At 35.9% G+C, this 18,503-nt stretch carries 17 protein-coding genes; 11 read left to right on the top strand and 6 right to left on the bottom strand.

All coding sequences use genetic code 11. The annotated features are described in order from the left end of the window. Nucleotides 1–351: 351 nt before the first annotated feature. The 8 genes from BUE84_RS10685 to BUE84_RS10650 all read left to right on the top strand — a co-directional run bounded on the left by BUE84_RS10685 (nt 352) and on the right by BUE84_RS10650 (nt 7,726). Nucleotides 352–3,282 carry a reprolysin-like metallopeptidase gene (locus BUE84_RS10685; RefSeq protein ID WP_079241616.1) on the top strand — a complete coding sequence of 977 codons (2,931 nt, stop codon included), beginning with the start codon at nt 352–354 and terminating at the stop codon, nt 3,280–3,282. 469 nt (nt 3,283–3,751) lie between these two features. After that, complete coding sequence (locus tag BUE84_RS10680; RefSeq protein ID WP_079241615.1) at nt 3,752–4,465, top strand: glycohydrolase toxin TNT-related protein; 714 nt, start codon at nt 3,752–3,754, stop codon at nt 4,463–4,465. A 10-nt stretch (nt 4,466–4,475) separates the two neighbouring features. Next, a complete protein-coding gene (locus BUE84_RS10675; protein ID WP_079241614.1) occupies nt 4,476–4,886 on the top strand; it encodes a hypothetical protein in 411 nt (136 codons plus the stop codon). Between the two features lie 104 nt (nt 4,887–4,990). Beyond that, a complete protein-coding gene (locus tag BUE84_RS10670; protein WP_079241613.1) occupies nt 4,991–5,722 on the top strand; it encodes an energy transducer TonB in 732 nt (243 codons plus the stop codon). Between the two features lie 104 nt (nt 5,723–5,826). Then, complete coding sequence (locus BUE84_RS10665) at nt 5,827–6,294, top strand: nucleoside triphosphate pyrophosphohydrolase family protein (RefSeq protein WP_034694493.1); 468 nt, start codon at nt 5,827–5,829, stop codon at nt 6,292–6,294. Nucleotides 6,295–6,297: 3 nt separating this feature from the next. After that, nucleotides 6,298–6,861, top strand: coding sequence for a TlpA family protein disulfide reductase (locus BUE84_RS10660; RefSeq protein ID WP_079241612.1), 564 nt, complete (start codon nt 6,298–6,300; stop codon nt 6,859–6,861). A gap of 2 nt (nt 6,862–6,863) precedes the next feature. Then, entirely contained in the window at nt 6,864–7,469 is a 606-nt protein-coding gene (locus tag BUE84_RS10655; protein ID WP_079241611.1) for a DUF4230 domain-containing protein, read from the top strand. A 71-nt stretch (nt 7,470–7,540) separates the two neighbouring features. After that, on the top strand, nt 7,541–7,726 hold the full coding sequence (locus BUE84_RS10650) for a hypothetical protein (RefSeq protein ID WP_079241610.1): 186 nt from the start codon (nt 7,541–7,543) through the stop codon (nt 7,724–7,726). A 94-nt stretch (nt 7,727–7,820) separates the two neighbouring features. On the opposite strand, the gene leuB is transcribed toward BUE84_RS10650, so the two are convergent. From leuB to BUE84_RS10630, 4 genes are read right to left on the bottom strand one after another with little or no spacing between them, the layout of a single operon-like run. Then, nucleotides 7,821–8,945 carry a 3-isopropylmalate dehydrogenase gene (leuB, locus tag BUE84_RS10645; RefSeq protein WP_079241609.1) on the bottom strand — a complete coding sequence of 375 codons (1,125 nt, stop codon included), beginning with the start codon at nt 8,943–8,945 and terminating at the stop codon, nt 7,821–7,823. Further along, on the bottom strand, nt 8,926–9,534 hold the full coding sequence (gene leuD, locus BUE84_RS10640) for a 3-isopropylmalate dehydratase small subunit (protein ID WP_079241608.1): 609 nt from the start codon (nt 9,532–9,534) through the stop codon (nt 8,926–8,928). The genes leuB and leuD overlap by 20 nt, the downstream gene beginning before the upstream one ends. 15 nt (nt 9,535–9,549) lie before the next feature. Then, entirely contained in the window at nt 9,550–10,938 is a 1,389-nt protein-coding gene (leuC, locus tag BUE84_RS10635) for a 3-isopropylmalate dehydratase large subunit (RefSeq protein ID WP_079241607.1), read from the bottom strand. A gap of 28 nt (nt 10,939–10,966) precedes the next feature. After that, complete coding sequence (locus tag BUE84_RS10630; RefSeq protein ID WP_079241606.1) at nt 10,967–12,130, bottom strand: 2-isopropylmalate synthase; 1,164 nt, start codon at nt 12,128–12,130, stop codon at nt 10,967–10,969. Between the two features lie 148 nt (nt 12,131–12,278). On the opposite strand from BUE84_RS10630, the gene BUE84_RS10625 reads away from it, so the two are divergent. After that, the gene (locus tag BUE84_RS10625) at nt 12,279–13,823 is read left to right on the top strand and encodes a hypothetical protein (RefSeq protein ID WP_079241605.1); all 1,545 of its coding nucleotides are present in this window, start codon (nt 12,279–12,281) and stop codon (nt 13,821–13,823) included. A gap of 189 nt (nt 13,824–14,012) precedes the next feature. On the opposite strand, the gene BUE84_RS10620 is transcribed toward BUE84_RS10625, so the two are convergent. Further along, nucleotides 14,013–14,987 (bottom strand): dipeptidase, encoded by a 975-nt coding sequence (locus BUE84_RS10620; protein ID WP_079241604.1) that lies wholly within the window; start codon nt 14,985–14,987, stop codon nt 14,013–14,015. A gap of 244 nt (nt 14,988–15,231) precedes the next feature. On the opposite strand from BUE84_RS10620, the gene thrS reads away from it, so the two are divergent. Both thrS and infC read left to right on the top strand, forming a co-directional pair. Beyond that, nucleotides 15,232–17,151 carry a threonine--tRNA ligase gene (gene thrS / locus BUE84_RS10615; protein ID WP_079241603.1) on the top strand — a complete coding sequence of 640 codons (1,920 nt, stop codon included), beginning with the start codon at nt 15,232–15,234 and terminating at the stop codon, nt 17,149–17,151. A 164-nt stretch (nt 17,152–17,315) separates the two neighbouring features. Then, a complete protein-coding gene (infC, locus tag BUE84_RS10610; protein ID WP_027372223.1) occupies nt 17,316–17,816 on the top strand; it encodes a translation initiation factor IF-3 in 501 nt (166 codons plus the stop codon). 95 nt (nt 17,817–17,911) lie between these two features. On the opposite strand, the gene BUE84_RS10605 is transcribed toward infC, so the two are convergent. Beyond that, nucleotides 17,912–18,475, bottom strand: a complete 564-nt coding sequence (locus BUE84_RS10605; RefSeq protein WP_079241602.1) for a hypothetical protein — start codon at nt 18,473–18,475, stop codon at nt 17,912–17,914. Between the last annotated feature and the right edge of the window lie 28 nt (nt 18,476–18,503).

The following is an 18,503-nucleotide window of genomic DNA, read 5'->3' as shown; positions in this document are numbered from 1 at the left end:
GGAAGCTGTTTCAAAATGAAACAGCTTTTTTTGTAGGCAGGATGTAGAGCATTTTTGCAACAATTATCAAAACTCAACTTACTAATATTATTTACACATAATTAAATAATTAGTAAATTTCATTGTCTCATTTTAATAAATTAATAAAAAATTACACATATTTTGTTTTTTTTGAAATTAAAATTCATTTCTTCACTTTCACTTTTCTTTTATTAATAAGCTTTTTCAATTACACTCAATGTATTGCATAACATTTTAAGGTGATATTCCAAATTTCTCTTAAAAAATTTTGTTTTTGATAATATATTTTTCATTAGCTTTGATATTCCACAATCAAATTTAATATTTAATATGAAAAAACAATTAACGCTGATTGGAATGCTCCTTATTTCGGGTATTTCTTTCGCACAGACTGACCGTCTTTGGTCTGAAGGTTCAAAAAGAACTTCATCAGAGATCTTTGAAAACAAAACCAGCATCAGCAATCCCAAGGTATACAACCTGGATATCAACGGATTGAAAAACATTCTGGCAAAAGCTCCCAAAAGACTGGCTGCAGGCGAAAAATCAGAACTCATCATCTCTTTTCCAAATTCTGAAGGCAGAATGGAAAATTTTAAAGTGAGGGAGAATTCCAATTTTGCCCCTGAGTTGGCAGCAAAATATCCGGATATCAAATCCTATGTAGGACAAGGTCTGGATGATCCTAATTCCACAGTCTATTTCAGTGTTTCTCCACTAGGACTGTCATCTATGGAAATTTACGGTGATAAATCTGCAGTATTTATCGAGCCTTACACTAAAGGTCTTTCTTCTTATGTAGTGTACAGAAAATCTGACAAAAAAGATGATCTTAACAAATTTGAATGTACAGTAGTAGATGCTGCACAGAAAGGAGTTTCCAATTCTGCTCTTGCGGCAAGACCTAATGCTGACGATGCTAAACTGAGAACATTCAGACTGGCATTATCCTGCACAGGAGAATACACTACTTATTTCGGAGGTACAAAAGCTCAGGCTTTAGCAGCAATGAATACCACAATGACCCGTGTAAACGGTGTTTTTGAAAAAGATTTCGCTGCAAGAATGGTTCTGATTGCTAACAACGACGCGGTTATTTACACCAATGCTTCTACAGACCCTTATTCTGCAGCTTCAGGAATGAGCAGCTGGAATTCTCAGTTACAAAGTACTTTAACCTCTGTAATTGGTGAAGCCAACTATGATATCGGACACTTGTTCGGAGCTTCAGGAGGTGGAGGAAATGCGGGATGTATCGGGTGTATCTGTACAAACGGATCTAAAGGAAGCGGCTATACTTCTCCGGCAGATGCTATTCCTTCAGGAGATAATTTTGATATCGACTATGTGGCTCACGAAATGGGACATCAGTTTGGTGGAAACCATACTTTCTCTATGAGCAATGAAGGAACAGGCGTTAATATGGAACCGGGATCTGGATCAACAATTATGGGATATGCCGGAATTACCAGCCAGGATATCCAACCTCATTCTGATGCCTTTTTCCATGCCGTAAGCATTCAGCAGATCACAAATAATATTAAAGCCAAAACCTGCTCTGTTAATACCAATACAGGAAATTCCATTCCTACTGCCAGCGCAGGCTTAGATTATACAATTCCAAAAGGAACTCCATTTGTTCTTACAGGAACAGGAACGGATGCCGACGGAGATTCTTTAACATACATCTGGGAACAAATGGACAATGCTTCTTCTTCACAAACAGGAGCAAGCTCAGCTGCCAGTGCAACAAAAACTACTGGTCCTAACTTCAGATCATGGACTCCAACAACTTCACCTGCAAGATACTTCCCAAGAATGGCTTCTGTTTTAACAGGTGCAACCACTACTGCAGGTTCTGAAATCACCGTAGAAGCTCTTTCTTCTGTTGCCAGAACATTAAATTTCAGATTTACCGTTCGTGACAATAAAGCAGGAGGTTCAGGAAACAATTCTGACGATGCGGTAATCACAGTGAATGGAACTGCAGGACCGTTCAATATCACTTCCCAAAATTCAGCAACAACTTACGCTGGAGGAAGTTCTCAAACCATTACATGGAACGTGGCAGGAACTACAGCTAATGGTGTTAATGCAGCCAATGTAGATATCCTTTGGTCAACAGACAGCGGAAATACCTGGACTACCCTATTAGCAGGAACTCCAAATGATGGTTCACAGGCTGTAACAATTCCTAATGCTACGACAACTACAGGAAGAATTATGGTAAAAGGATCTAATCACATTTTCTTTGATGTCAACAATGCCAACATCTCTGTAAATGCAGGTTCAGGAACTCCTGATACGGTTGCTCCTACAGCTCCTACTCTTGCGGCTTCAGGAACTACAGCTACAACCACTAATCTTTCATGGTCTGGAGCTACAGATAATGTTGGAGTGACAGGATATGACGTATACCAGGGAGCTTCATTAATTGGTTCTACAGCGTCTACTACATATACTGTAACAGGACTTTCACCAGCAACTACGTATTCTTTCTCTGTGAAAGCAAAAGATGCAGCTGGAAATGCTTCGGTGTCAAGTAATACAGTAAGTGTTACGACTCTTTCCGGGGGAACCGTTACCTATTGTTCTTCTTCGGCCTCCAACACTGCTGATGAGAGAATTGGAAACGTAACATTTGGATCAATTAACAATACATCTACAGGAACTGCAGGATATGAAAATTTCACTTCGGTTTCTACAAATGTTACAAGAGGAAGTGCTTATACGATTTCCATTACTCCGGTTTGGACTTCTACAAAATACAGCGAAGCATATGCTGTTTATATTGATTACAATGGTGATGGAGACTTCACAGACAGCGGAGAATTAGCTTGGACAAAAGCAGGTTCTACAACAAGTCCGGTTACAGGGTCTATTACAATCCCGGCTACTGCTACTGTTGGATCTACAAGAATGAGAGTAATGATGAAGTATAGTTCAATCCCTACCTCTTCATGTGAAGCCTTCACTTATGGACAAGTAGAAGACTATACCCTTAATATTGTTTCTTCCGGAAAAGGAGATCTTCATAGTACGAAAGATCTGATCACCGATGTGAAGCTTTATCCAAACCCTGCAAGAGATATACTTTATATTTCCAATACAACTTCTGAAGATTACAAAATCTTCGATATGGGTGGAAAACTAATCGACTCTGGAAAACTACAAAGAGGATCCGTGAACGTAAGCAACCTTATCAAAGGTGCTTATATGATTCAGATTGGAGAATCTTCTAAGAGATTTGTTAAAAACTAATCCCTTTAAAATTAAACGATGTGAAAAAACTGCTCCTTATGGGGCAGTTTTATTTTTTTCAATGTAAAATATCATCACAATAAATAATTACAAATGAAATTAATCACATAAAAACATTTTATTTAAAACAAAATAACTATAATTTGAGTTTTTTAATTTAAATTTATCACATAACAATATTTTATTGTACCGTTGACCCAGATTGTATTTAAGGGAGCTCCAAGCCGTTTTTTAAGGTCGGATGCCGTTGCTTCTTTTGACTCTATTTTGGTGTGAATTGGTATTTTAATAATTTACCCGCCAGAAAAGTGTATTATTAAATCAATTTCAGTTTTGAAACCCCTGTTACAGACTGAACATTAATAATATTCATCTCAGTATTTCCATTGAAGATTTCTGTAAAAATAATGTTTCAAAAAGGTACTCCCTCCAATCCCTCAATATTTTAAAATAATTTAAAATTTTTTATATGAAACATTTATTTAAGTACATTTTTTTTTTAGCAATCACTTCTTTCTCGGTTGCCTGTAGTTCGGACAATGATGATGTAATAGATACCAATCCTGACGTTACTTCTGTCTTCTACAAAAATGCAGATGAGCTGGCAGTCACTTATGACCCCAGTAATTCGGCAAGTCAAGCAATCAGAAATCAAGCTTATGACCTATATAAAAGAGGTAAATGGAGTGAACTGGAATCACTTTTTAAGGCTAATAATTTAAATGGCGGTTGGCCGCCTGCCAACGGAGGTTACAATATCGTTGATGATGTTCCTTTACAGGTTGGACAGAAATTCGACAGATACAGCGGAGCGGTTGGCAACTATACCGGCACCGGAGTTCCTACGTTAGGAGGAAGTTTTACAAGCCCTATTATCAATGGTTATACTTATACTTTTACCCAAAGAGCATTAAATCAACCGGAAGACAAGTACGATTTTTACTATGAAATTGATGTTTTGAATAGTTCCATGCAGTTCAAGACCCAAACCGCAGATATTATTCCTTGGTTCAGCCAGGCAGGAAAAGGAAAACAAACCATGTGGAAAATCCCTATCGACATCAACACGGGTTATCAGAAAACATGGAATAAGCTTGCAGAAGAAGGTTATATAAAGGTTACCATTAAGAAAACCCCTAGCGGAAAATATCCTAACTTAGTAGGCACAGTTATTCAGCCATAAATCTACCCAGATGTATTCAATATCAGAAAAAATAAACATTACCGAAAAAGCTTCTGTTGAAAAAAGTAACTTTATCAATGATGAAGCTCTTCCATCAGCCATAATAACTTACAGCTGCTGCTATTGCGGCCACAAAAATACAGTTGAAATCGTTCCCTATGAATCAGGATTTCCTATCTTTCAAGTATATAATGAAAATAAAGTACTTTCCAGAGAAGAATTATTAAAACACGGAATAGTAAACAAAACCTCTCAGAGAATGCTTCACTTTGGAGAATTGACAGTCAATGACCAACCAACATTATATTTTGGGACAGACTGTACTTCCTGCCATTCAAAATACATCTGTGTATTCAGCTATGGAGAAAAACAGCCGGGATTGATGATATTAAATATATCCGGCGTTTGGAAATATGAATAACTGAAATCATTTCTACCCATACAATAAAAGTCTACAGCCTGAAAGTTGTAGACTTTTCTTAATTTAGCAGACAAACTAATTTAATCCGTGAAGCACATCTACCTATGAAAAAAATAACACTGTTTCTTTTTACCCTATACTTTGGATCAGCATTTTCACAAAAAACACTGGCTCAATATCCGGACGGCCAGTTTCCATACCAAGGAGGTTCCATCCAATTATTCTCAGACATGCAGAACTATTTCCTGAAAAGCGGCTCAAAACCATGTGATCAAAATGAGATGTATTTTGTAAGCCTAAAGATTGATGAGAATGGTAAGCCTGCTTTAGTAAAGAAAAAGAGCGATGATCCTATTATAGAAAAGAACAAATGCGCTTTTACTCTTGTTGTCAAATCTTTAGGAAGCTTAAAAAACTGGCAGCCTGCAGAACAAAACGGACAGAAAGTTGCCGCTTATTTCGATTTTATGTTTCAACCCAAAGATTTTTTTGAAAATTACAAACCCGATTACGATATTGTTAAATCATATCAGTCTGCTGCCATGCCCGGAGGGATGAAAGCATTTAGAAAAGATGTTCTTGAAAGCTTAAATAATTATTTGGATTGGGAAACTTACAACCCAAAAGGAACATTTCTTATATCCTTTTCAATAGATGAAAATGGAGACATCACCAATGTAGATCTTGAGCCCAAAGTAGAAAACAATAAAATTCTTCTTGAGGATGTAAAATTTGCTCTGAAAAAAATAAAAGGGAAGTGGAGTCCAGCAAAAAAGAATGGAACACCAGTAAAATCATGGTTTAGAATGCCTATTAACTTTAATTCGCAGGAATAAAATAAAAACAATAGACAGCCTGCGCTTTTGAGTCTCATATTTTACTCGTGTACATTTCACATTTTACAAATCCTTTTCTATCTTTGTGGGAAATAAAAAAATTCATGGATAAAATTGATAGTCTGAACCAAGTAGCAGAATTCCATACTACTTTCAAAGCCCCTATTTTAGATACCCCACAAATTCCTTCTCCGGAAAGATGCAATCTTAGAGTGGAGCTTTTACAGGAAGAATTAAACGAACTGAAACAAGCCATTGCAGATAATAATATTGTAGAAATTGCAGATGCATTGTGTGATCTTCAGTATGTTTTGAGTGGAGCTGTACTGGAATTCGGACTTGGCAACAAATTTGTAGAGCTATTCAACGAAGTTCAGCGCTCCAATATGTCGAAAGCATGTGATAATGAAGAACAGGCAAAGGAAACTGTTGAATTTTATAAAGAGAAGGAAGTAGAATCTTTTTATGAAAAGTCCGGAGAAAAATTCAATGTTTACAGACAGGCAGATCATAAAGTATTAAAAAACAAATATTACTCTCCTGCTGATTTAAAATCAATTATTGAAAAATAACATATGAAAAAATTTATTACCAATATTGTTGCCTTTTCAAGTTTATTTTTAGCTGCACAACAGCTTAATGCTCAAAAAGTAGTAGTAAACCGTGAAGTTGAAACTCAGAAAGATGGCAAAATGCTTTTAGGAAACCAACTGAAAGAGCAATTTTTAAAAGCTCCTTATGCAGATTGGTATGTAAAAGAACATGATGAGTATGTTCTTGACCAAAAAGCCGTCAGTGAATTAAAAAAAGAGAAAATCGGGACTTATGATATTATTGTATTCATGGGAACCTGGTGTGAAGACAGCCACAGAGATTTTCCAAGACTGATGAAAATATTGGAAGCCGTAAGCTATCCGGAAAATAAATTGAATATCATAGCAGTAAACCGTAAAAAAGAATCTCCTACCGGAGATGAAAGTCTTTACAATCTTCAAAAAGTTCCTACCATTATTCTGAAAAGATATGGAAAAGAAGTGGGAAGAATTATAGAAATGCCTACTACAGGATATATCGAGAGGGATTTAGTTGAAATTCTTAAAAAGAATGATTCGTCTGTCATCAAAGAAATTTTTAAATAGATTTGAGAAATTATAGAACAATATTATCCTTTGCAGCCGGTGCCGGTGCCATGGTCCTTCTGTTTTTTGGACTGAAGTCCTGCCTGAACCTTGGAAATAAAACTGAAAAATCGGATTATTATATCCTGACCAATCAGATTTCCAAGATGAATAAAATGGTAGTCATGGAGCAGAATACTTCCAGCATGCAGAAGACTAAAATGGGTTATGAAGTTTTTGGAAAAGAAATATCCAGCAACAGCATTATAACTTATACAAAGACCAATGCACAGGTTTCTTATGACCTTAACAAAATGAAGATCGAAGTAGATTCTATCAATAAAAAATTGATTATCACCGAGCTTCCTGATGCAGACATAAGAATTACGCCAAGCGTTGAAATTCAGTCTTTGGATGATTCTTTTATTAACAGAATTTCAGAAAAAGATATTAAAAATGTTACCCAGAAAGCTAAAGAAACAGCCGAAAAATCAATTGATCAGAATCAGCTGAGAAGTGAAGGCCGCAAACAGCTGATGGAAAATCTTAATAATATCTTTGTTTTGGCTAAGGCTTTAAATTATGAAATAGAAGATAAAACAGGAAAAATTGGTATTTTAGGACTTTAAGGTTAAATATTTCCGTTTGGCAAACCCTTTGAATGATACTATCATATTGTTGAAATTTAAAATTCAAAGTCATGGATACAAAAGGAAACACCAAAAAGAAAGAATCTGCCAATACCGCAGAAACCCAAAAGCAAAACCAGGATTTCCCCAATATTCCTGCGGCATCACAAAAGACCAATCCGCCTGATATTGATAAAGAAGATGTTCAAAAGTCTTCAAAAAATAAATCAGGAAAAACGGATAATACCAAAAAATAAGAATAATATCCCTCACAGGTTTAAAAAATTGAAAAGTTCCGTCTCATACGAGGCGGAACTTTTCTTTCTAACTATCTAACTGAACTTTTTGTTTCTATACAATGGTAGATTTTCCAATCTTGATATTTTCAAAATTGTAATATGATTTCTCGGAATATCTGATATGATCCGCGATAAAGCTTCCCACTTCACTCGTAGAGTAATATTGTTTGGTATTAAGATCAATGGTGACATACTTATTTTCAATAGCATGTTCTACAGATTGTCTCAATTTATCTGCTGCAGCCTTTACATTAAGATGATCCAGCATCATCGCCACACTTAAAATAGAAGCAATAGGATTGGCAATTCCTTTTCCTTTTGCCTGTGGATAAGATCCATGGATAGGCTCAAACAGGGCATTCTTCTCTCCTACCGAAGCAGATGGCAGCAGCCCGATAGAACCTCCGATCACACTTGCTTCATCCGAAATAATATCTCCAAACATATTTTCAGTCAGGATAACATCAAAATGTTTAGGATTAAGAATCAACTGCATGGCTGCATTATCTACAAACATATAATCAAGCTGTACATCCGGATATTCAGGGGCAATTTCCTGACAGATTTTTCTCCATAATCTTGAAGTATCCAGAACATTGGCTTTATCAATAAGGGTAAGTTTTTTCTTTCTTTTCTGAGCTTCCTGAAAGGCCATATGGGCGATAGGAATAATATCTTCACGGCTATATTTGCAGATATCATAAGCATATGCTCCTTCCGGGTCTGTAAATTTTTCACCAAAATAAATTCCACTTACCAGCTCTCTGAAAATCTGGATATCCGCACCTTCGATAATTTCTCTTTTAAGCGGACTTTTATCAATTAATGATGCATATGTTTTCAAGGGGCGGATATTGGCAAACAACCCTAGTTCTTTACGTAGTTTCAATAATCCTTGTTCCGGTCTCACTTTCGCTTCCGGATTGTTATCAAAAACCGGATCCCCGATAGCTCCGAAAAGTACGGCATCAGATTCTTTACATATTTTCAACGTCTCCTCAGGCAAAGGATTTCCTGTCTTAAAAATAGCTTCTGCCCCGATCAATCCATAGTCAAAATGGAATTTACATTGAAACACTTCAGCAATAGCATCCAATATTTTAATGCTTTCACTGATGATTTCCGGGCCAATCCCATCTCCGGGAAGAACCGCAATTTTAAAATAATTGTCGCTCATTTGCTTTTTGTGTTTTTAATTCAAATTCTGTGATGGTTTGTTTTCTACTGATTAGAAAATCAATATCGTCATAGCCGTTTAACAGGCATATTTTTTTGTAAGAATCAATTTCGAAAGTTTCAGTGGTATCTTTAAAGCTTACAGACTGCAATTCCACATCAATGGCAATTTCATTGTCTGGATTTTCATTGATACCTTCCAGGATTTCTTTTAAAAATTCTTCGGAAACCTTTACAGGAAGAAGCCCGTTATTTAAGGCATTGCCTTTAAAAATATCCGCGAAATAACTGGAAATAATTACTTTGAAACCATAATCAGTTAATGACCACGCTGCATGTTCGCGGCTGCTTCCACATCCGAAATTGTTTCCTGCCACTAAAATTTCTCCACTGAATTTAGGGTTATTCAAAACAAAATCAGGATTCGGTTCTCCTGTATGAATATTGAACCTCCAGTCTCTGAACAGATTTTCTCCGAACCCTTTTCTGTCTATACTTTTCAGGAATCTTGCCGGAATAATCTGGTCTGTATCTATATTTTCTGCCGGCAACGGAACTGCGCGGGATTTTAAAACAACTAATTTTTGCATGTACTTTTAATCTGTTTAGTTTAAACTTTCAAAAGCTGAAATTTTACCTTCTATGGCTGCTTTTGCTGCGGTAAGCGGACTTGCAAGAATCGTTCTTGAACCTTGTCCCTGCCTGCCTTCAAAGTTTCTGTTGGAAGTGGAAACACAATATTCTCCTTCCGGAATTTTATCATCGTTCATTGCCAGACATGCTGAACATCCCGGCTGACGGATCTGAAACCCCGCCTCATTGAATATTTTATCCAACCCTTCCTCATAAATCTGTTTAACAACCTGTTGAGATCCGGGAACAATCAGTGCTTTTACAGCCTCAGATTTACTTTTTCCTTTAATATACTGAGCTGCAGAACGGAAATCTTCTATTCTTGCATTGGTACAGCTTCCTATGAAAACATAATTAACCTTGATGGTGTTAACGGCCTGTCCGGCTTCCAGTCCCATATATTTTAATGCCTTCTCTTCCGATTCATTTTGCGGTGCCGGAATCACTTCACGGATTGAAATTCCCATCCCCGGGTTGGTTCCGTAAGTAATCATTGGATAAATATCTGAAGCATCAAAGCTAAGTTCCTCATCAAATGCAGCTCCTTCATCTGTTTTCAGAGTGCTCCAATAGGTTACTTTCTCATTCCAGTCTTCTCCTTTGGGAGCAAATTTTCTCCCTTTTACATATTCAAAAGTAGTTTCATCAGGAGCAATCATTCCTCCTCTGGCTCCCATTTCAATACTCATATTACAGACAGTCATCCTTCCTTCCATCGACATTTCTTCGAACACATTTCCTACATATTCACAGAAATATCCTGTTCCACCATCAGTTCCTATTTTTGAAATGATATAAAGAATAACATCTTTAGGCTGAACATTTTCATTCAGTGTACCATTAACGGTTATTCTCATGGATTTTGGTTTGTTAAGCAACAAACACTGGCTGGCAAACACCTGAGCCACTTGGCTGGTTCCAATCCCAAAAGCAATAGATCCAAATGCACCATGGGTAGAGGTATGGCTGTCTCCGCAAACAATACTCATTCCCGGCTGGGTAATCCCTAATTCCGGAGCGATGATGTGAACAATTCCCTGATATTGGTGTCCTAATCCGAAAAGTTCAATATTGTTTTTCTTACAGTTTTCCGTAAGCTGCTCTACCTGATTTCTTGAAAGTTCATCTTTAATAGGTTGTTCCTGGTGCAATGTAGGTACATTGTGATCCGCAGTGGCTACAATCTGTTCCGGCCTGAATATTTCCAGATTTCTGGATTCAAGTTCCGCAAAAGCCTGAGGGCTGGTTACCTCATGAATAAGATGTTTGTCTATATAAATGATCTGAGGTCCATCAGGAATGGTTTCTACCACGTGAGCGTCCCAAACTTTATCAAAAAGTGTCTTTTTACTATTGTTCATTTTTACTTTATCTTGATTTAAATCAAACCTATCCTATTTTTCTACTGAAAGAATCCATCATCAGGCTCAGATCATCATTTCCTATTTCTTTTTTAAGGTCAGCAATTTTCAAAAACTCCTGATACAGATAATCCAATTCATTTTTGGTAACCTCATATCCGATATGTTTGAAACGGTAAGCCAATGCTGAACGTCCGCTTCTTGCTGTAAGAATAATGGAAGAGGCATTCACACCTACTTCCGCAGGATCAATGATTTCATAAGTTTCTCTGTTTTTAATCACACCATCCTGATGAATTCCTGAGCTGTGAGCAAAAGCATTAGCTCCTACGATGGCTTTGTTTGGCTGTACAGACATTCCCATCAGATCAGATACCATTACACTCATTTCATTTAACATCCTTGAATTCACATCCGTATGCAGATTCAAGTCTTTATGCTGTTTTAAAATCATGACGACTTCTTCCAACGCTGTATTCCCTGCTCGTTCTCCCAATCCGTTGATGGTACATTCAATCTGACGTGCCCCATTGATGGCTCCGGCAATAGAATTGGCAGTCGCCAGCCCAAGATCATTGTGACAATGGCATGAAAGCACCGCTTTTTCAATTCCTTTTACGTTTTCTCTCAGATATTTTATTTTCTGACCATACTCTTCCGGTAAGCAATATCCTGTGGTATCAGGAATATTAAGAACAGTTGCTCCTGCTTTGATCACCGCTTCACAAACTCTTGCCAGATACTCATTATCTGTTCTTCCGGCATCTTCAGCATAAAATTCAACGTCCTCCACATATGTTTTCGCATATCTTACTGCATCAGCAGCCCTTTCAATAATATCTTCTCTTGTGGAGTTGAATTTGTATTTAATATGGGAATCAGAGGTTCCGATTCCTGTATGGATTCTTGGTTTCTTTGCCAACTTCAGCGCTTCTGCTGCTACATCAATATCTTTTTTGTTCGCTCTTGTGAGTCCGCATACCTTCGCATTTTTCACCAGTTTTGAAATTTCTGAAACCGATTCAAAATCTCCGGGACTGGAAATTGGAAATCCTGCCTCGATAATATCAATCCCTAATTCATCAAGCCTTTCAGCAATAATCAGTTTTTGTTCCGTATTCAGTTTGCATCCCGGAACCTGTTCCCCATCTCTCAGTGTCGTATCAAAAATTTCGATTTTTTCGGAATTCATAAGTGAAGTTTTTTACTTAATTTTGGCTCAAAACTACAGCTTGCGATATTTTTTTATTTTCACTTTTTTTGAAAATTACAATATTCAACAGCTTAAAAAACAATTGTATTTATTTATTAATCAATAATTTAATTCTCAAAAATTTACAATGGCAGAATTGCAGAAAGATTTTTTGTTTGTATTGGTAAAGTCATTGACCACCTCTGAAAAAAGACAGTTTAAGTTATACGTAAACCGTCTCGGAATTAATGTAGATGCTAAATTTCTTCTGCTGTTTTCTGAAATGGACAAGATGAAAGAATATGATGAAAGCATTATCATTGAGAAAAAAATTTCCACCAAGCAGCAGCTTTCCAACCTTAAAGCCCACCTTTATAAACAGATTCTGGTAAGTCTTCGTATGAACCCAAGTCACCAGAATTACAGAATCCAGCTTCGTGAGCAATTGGATTTTGCAAACATTCTGTATCAGAAAGGTCTTTATAAGCAGGCTTTAAAGATATTGGACAAGACCAAGCAGACAGCATTGGAACTGGATGAGAAAAGTATCGCGTCGGAAATTATAGACCTTGAAAAAGTAATTGAATCACAATTTATTACACGAAGTATTGAAGGCCGTGCCGAAGAGCTTATCAAGCAGTCTCAGGAGATCAGTAAACAAAACCGTTATACAACTAAATTATCCAATCTTTCGCTGAAATTATACAGTGAGATGCTTACTCATGGTTATGTAAAAAATGATGCAGACCGACAGGAAGTGCTGGACGTTTTTAACTCCGAAATTAAAAATATCAACCCTGAGAAACTGAATTTCACGGAAAAACTATGGTATTACAAAGCCCATGTCTGGAAAAACCAGCTTTTACAGGACTACAAATACACACTGAAATATGCCTATCAATGGGTAGATCTTTTTCATAAAAAGCCTGAGATGATCTACAGCCATCCTGTATGGTATATTAAAGGGAATACGTATCTGCTGAAAATCTTGTTTTTATATGGAAATATTGATATTCTGGAAGAACATTTTCAGAATTTCAATAAAATGGTACACGCGGAGAATTTTGTTCAGAATGAGAACCTTCAGTCTCTTATTTTTCTTACGCATTACAATACACTGATGAATATTCACTTTGTAAAAGGAGAATTCTTCACAGGAACCAAGCTTATTCCTGAAGTGGAATTAAAAATGGAAAAACTCAGAGAAAGGATTGATGAGCACCATTTTATGATTCTGTACCTTAAAATGGCAGCCATGTTTTTTGGAAGTAAAATGTTTGAAAAATCCATTGAATATTCTATGAGAGTTATAGAATCCAAAGGAAATGTACAAGAAGATCTTTTGTTTCATACCAGAATTCTGATTTTAATGGCCAAATATGAGTCGGGAAATGATGAAGACTATGATGAATTTATTGCCTCTACTTTAAAGTTTGCCAGGAAAATGAAAAAACCGGAAGAGTTCCATTTTGAAAGCATTCAATTTTTTAAGAACCTTAATAATCAGGTACTGGATCAAAGACAGAAAGCATTTGAAAGCTTTGATAAAAAGCTGGAAGAATTTTCTAATAATGAATATTATCGTCGTTCATTATTCTATATTGATATCCATGGATGGATTAAATCTAAAGTGCAAAATGTTGATGTGATTGAAATTATCAAGCAGAAAGTAAAGTACAAAAGAAAACATTAAATAAAATTATATAAAATGCTATTTTAAAATACTTTATCATATTTTATTTAATGTAAAATTGAATACTAAAAAACAGATAATTTCTTTTAAATATAATCTCCCGCAGATTTAGCTGATTTCACCAATTACATAAGAAACCGGATTAATTTGCTAAATCTGAGAGAGCATAAAATCATCTTATATTCTGTTTTATTTATACAGATGCTCTATAAAATTTAAAGCATTTTTATGGCTGATCTTTTCTACCAATTCGGAAGAAAAGCGCTTTTCAATTTCTTTGTTGATGGAATTAAAAGCAGATGCATCATCATATCCTTCAAAAAAGAAAGGATGACGGGATTTGTCCGGATGGTTTTTGCAAAAGAAAAAATCAGCACCATAGGCAATAAAATCTTCTCCTCCTAAATCAAGGCCATGCTGAATATGTTCATATAGTACCTCAGGATTTTTCTCATCAATACAATTGCGGATAAAATTGAGTCCTATTAATCCTTTTCTTTTAATAACTTCTTTTGCCAGTTCATCAGGAAGGTTTCTTTTTTTGTCATGTACAGATCTATAGTTAGAATGACTTGCCATAACAGGGATTTTATAATTTTTTTGGTCTATATAATTAAGAATTCCATAGGCAAGCTGATCACTGGTATGAGCCAGATCAATGGCAATATTTTTTTCTGAAAAGTAATCAAGCAGAACTTTTCCATCCTCTTTCAATCCAACATCAGAATTGTTTCCTCCTCCAAAGCGGTTTTCAGTATGATGGGTTATTCCGAGATAAAGAATTCGCTGTGTTTTTTCAATGATCGCTTCCAGATTTTTAAAGCCAGATTCTAAGGTTTCATCTTCACTACAAAAGCCAGATGCGTTTTCAATAGAAGCAATAACCCCTACTTTGCCTGTATTATCGGTATTTTTATAGTTTTCCCCTTCAAATAAGAAAAAGTTTTCATTTTGCAGGAGACTTGAAAATATTTCGCTCTGTTTAGCACCGTAAACAGTACTATTTTCACCTGTTGCTGAGTATATAGCCATCACCTGAAGCTTCACATTTCCTTCTTTTAAATAAGGAAGTGAACAACCAAGTTCTTTATCATCAATTAATGAGCCCGGCTCAAGTAAATAACATAATAAGTCGCAGTGCAAATCTACATTTATCGTATTCATATTGAATTGTAATTTGTTTGTTTTTAGATATTTTCGAAAAGAAAATGAGCTTTACTACTAAGAAAATAAATACCCGGAAATTCTGAAGTATTTTTCTGGGATAAAGTGAATATGGAATTCAATGAGCCAAAAACCACCCTCGTCTTTTTCATTTTTAATATTAATTCTCATTCTAAATATATGCTAATATAGTATTTTATCTAAAAATTCCGTATTTTTGCCTCTTAAAATTTCTTAGTAAACAATGATAAAAATTACACTTCCAGACAATAGTGTCAAAGAATTCGAAGGAGCAGTGACTCCTCTAGATGTGGCAAAATCTATAAGCGAGGGATTGGCTAGAAACACCATTTCCGCAATTGTTAATGACAAACAAGTAGAAACGACCACACCTATAACCACGGATTCTACGGTGCAGCTTTTGACCTGGAATGATGATCTTGGAAAGAAGGCTTTCTGGCACTCTTCTGCCCACCTTTTGGCGCAGGCAATCCTTGAGTTTTATCCTAATGCTAAGTTGACGATCGGTCCTGCCATTGAAAGCGGATTCTACTATGACGTGGATTTCGGGGATGAAAGCTTATCTGAAAAAGATTTTGAAAAGATTGAGAAAAAGATCTTAGAAAATGCGAAGAAAGGTTCTACTTTCTCTCTATACCCGGTTTCTAAAGAAGATGCTTTAAAAACGTATGCAGACAATCCGTATAAAGTTGAATTGATCTCTAATCTTAATGATGGAGAAATCACTTTTGTAACGCACGATAACTTCACAGATTTATGTCGTGGTGGTCATATCCCGAATACAGGAATCGTAAAAGCGGTTAAAATATTAAATGCAGCAGGAGCTTATTGGAGAGGTAATGAAAAGAACCCTCAATTAACAAGAGTATACGGTATTTCTTTCCCTAAACAGAAAGATCTTACAGAATATCTTGAAAGACTGGAAGAAGCTAAAAGAAGAGACCACAGAAAATTAGGTAAAGAACTTGGAATTTTCGCATTCTCTGAAAAAGTAGGTGCCGGTTTACCACTTTGGTTGCCAAAAGGTACTGCTTTAAGAAGAAAACTGGAAAATTTCCTTTCTGATGCTCAGAAAAAAGGAGGTTATGAATTCGTAATGTCTCCACACATCGGAGCTAAAGAATTATATGTCACTTCAGGACACTGGGATAAGTATGGGGAAGATAGCTTCCAGCCGATTAAAACGCCTAATGAAGGAGAAGAATTCTTACTGAAGCCAATGAACTGTCCTCACCACTGTGAAATCTACAAGACATCACAATGGAGCTACAGAGATTTACCAAAAAGATATGCAGAATTCGGTACTGTTTACAGATATGAGCAAAGTGGAGAGCTTCACGGATTAACAAGAGTTCGTGGATTTACTCAGGATGACGCTCACCTTTTCTGTACTCCGGATCAGCTTTCTGAAGAATTTGAAAAAGTAATTGATTTAACGCTTTATGTGTTCAAATCTTTAGGTTTTGAAGATTTTGTAACTCAGGTTTCATTAAGAGATCCTGAAAACAAACAAAAATATATCGGTTCTGATGAAAACTGGGAGAAAGCAGAAAGTGCGATCATCAATGCAGCTCAGAAGAAAGGTTTAAAAACAGTAGTAGAATACGGAGAAGCGGCATTCTACGGTCCTAAACTTGACTTCATGGTGAAAGATGCTTTAGGAAGAAAATGGCAGCTGGGAACTATCCAGGTGGATTATAACTTACCGGAAAGATTTGATCTTCATTATATTGGAAATGATAATGAAAAACACAGACCGGTAATGATTCACAGAGCTCCTTTCGGTTCTATGGAACGTTTTATTGCTATTTTGCTGGAAAATACTGCAGGTGATTTCCCATTATGGCTAAGCCCGGATCAGTTTATTATTCTACCAATCAGTGAAAAATATGTAGATTATTCAAAAAAAGTTTCACAATTTTTGGAAAATCACGATATTAGCGGTCAGATTGATGACAGAAACGAGAAGACAGGTAAAAAGATCCGTGATGCTGAATTGAATAAAATTCCTTTCATGCTTGTCGTAGGAGAAAATGAAGAAAATGAAGGCACAATTTCTGTAAGAAGACGTGGAGAAGGAGATCTTGGAGTAATGAAGATGGAGGATTTCGTTGCTTACTTCAAAAAAGAAGCAGCCATATAAATTTAAAATTAAAAGATTGAAGGATTTAAAAATTAACAAAATCCTTCAACTTTAAATATTTAAATCAATTAAATTAAGTAATTAACCAATAAAATTATAATACAATAGCACAAAGATTTAACAACAGGGGCCCACAGAGACGTCCGGTACAAGAGGACTTACACTTGATCAACGATAAAATTCGTGTGAGAGAGCTTCGTTTAGTGGGCGATAACGTAGAGCCAGGAATTTACCCAATTGACAAAGCAAGACAAATTGCTGCGGAACAAGAATTGGATTTAGTAGTAATTTCTGACAAGGCAGAACCATTTATTGCAAGAGTATTGGAATATAAGAAATTCTTATACGAGCAAAAGAAAAAACAGAAGGAACTTAAAGCTAAGCAGGTAAAAGTGGTAGTAAAAGAGATCCGTTTCGGACCTCAGACTGACGATCACGATTACGAATTCAAAAAGAAGCATGCTGAAAAATTCCTTGAAGAAGGTTCTAAATTAAAAACCTACGTATTTTTTAAAGGACGTTCGATTATCTTTAAGGATCAGGGAGAAATTTTGCTTTTAAAACTTGCTCAGGAATTGGAGCACGTGGGTAAAGTAGACCAGCTTCCTAAACTTGAAGGAAAAAGGATGATTATGATGATGAGTCCAAAAAAACCAGCAAAATAATTAAGTCATTATTTTATATAAAGAAACCTCAAAGTAATTTGAGGTTTTTTTATGCTTATATTTCAAAACAAGACTGTCCCGGACTACTCTATTGTTTACCCTTCAAAATCTCCACAATCATGTTCTGTGAAAAGAGGCAAAGCTTTTTTGGTAGTAAAATATTTTGATATTCTTTTGTTCTTTAACTCCAGTTTTTTGCCTTCTATCATGAGTTCGTAAACGGGTGCTTTATCTATTTGAGTTAAAATATAGGTTCTCTCCGGTGTTGCAAAAATAGTTTTACTTCCTTCATTAGAGAATGAAAAATCACTAATTTCAAAAGTGTCTTTTTCATCACAAACATTGGTCCATCTGATCTGATTCTTTGCTATAGAAAGACTTGCCAAATCGCATGAATAGCAGTTTCCCGAAAACTCTATGCCAAATTTTTCATACACATCTGTACTCTTACTATTCAATACATCAATAGGAACCAATGTTGAATAATCAGTTGGTATTTCTACTGGTTCCGGATCATTCTTCACTGGTTTCGATTTAGATGCTACAACGTCTTTTTTGGTGCCCGGAGAAATATTTGTTTCTACTTTTTTGTCTGTAGCGGGTGAACAGGATGCTAATAAAGCAGTCACAACTGAAAGGCTGATTATTAAGTTTTTCATTTTTTATAAAGTGAATTACAATATTGGT

Origin of the sequence: Chryseobacterium indologenes, assembly GCF_002025665.1 — a bacterium.
In the GTDB taxonomy this organism is placed as follows: Bacteria; Bacteroidota; Bacteroidia; order Flavobacteriales; family Weeksellaceae; genus Chryseobacterium; species Chryseobacterium metallicongregator.
This window is presented reverse-complemented; position numbering and strand designations above follow the sequence as displayed.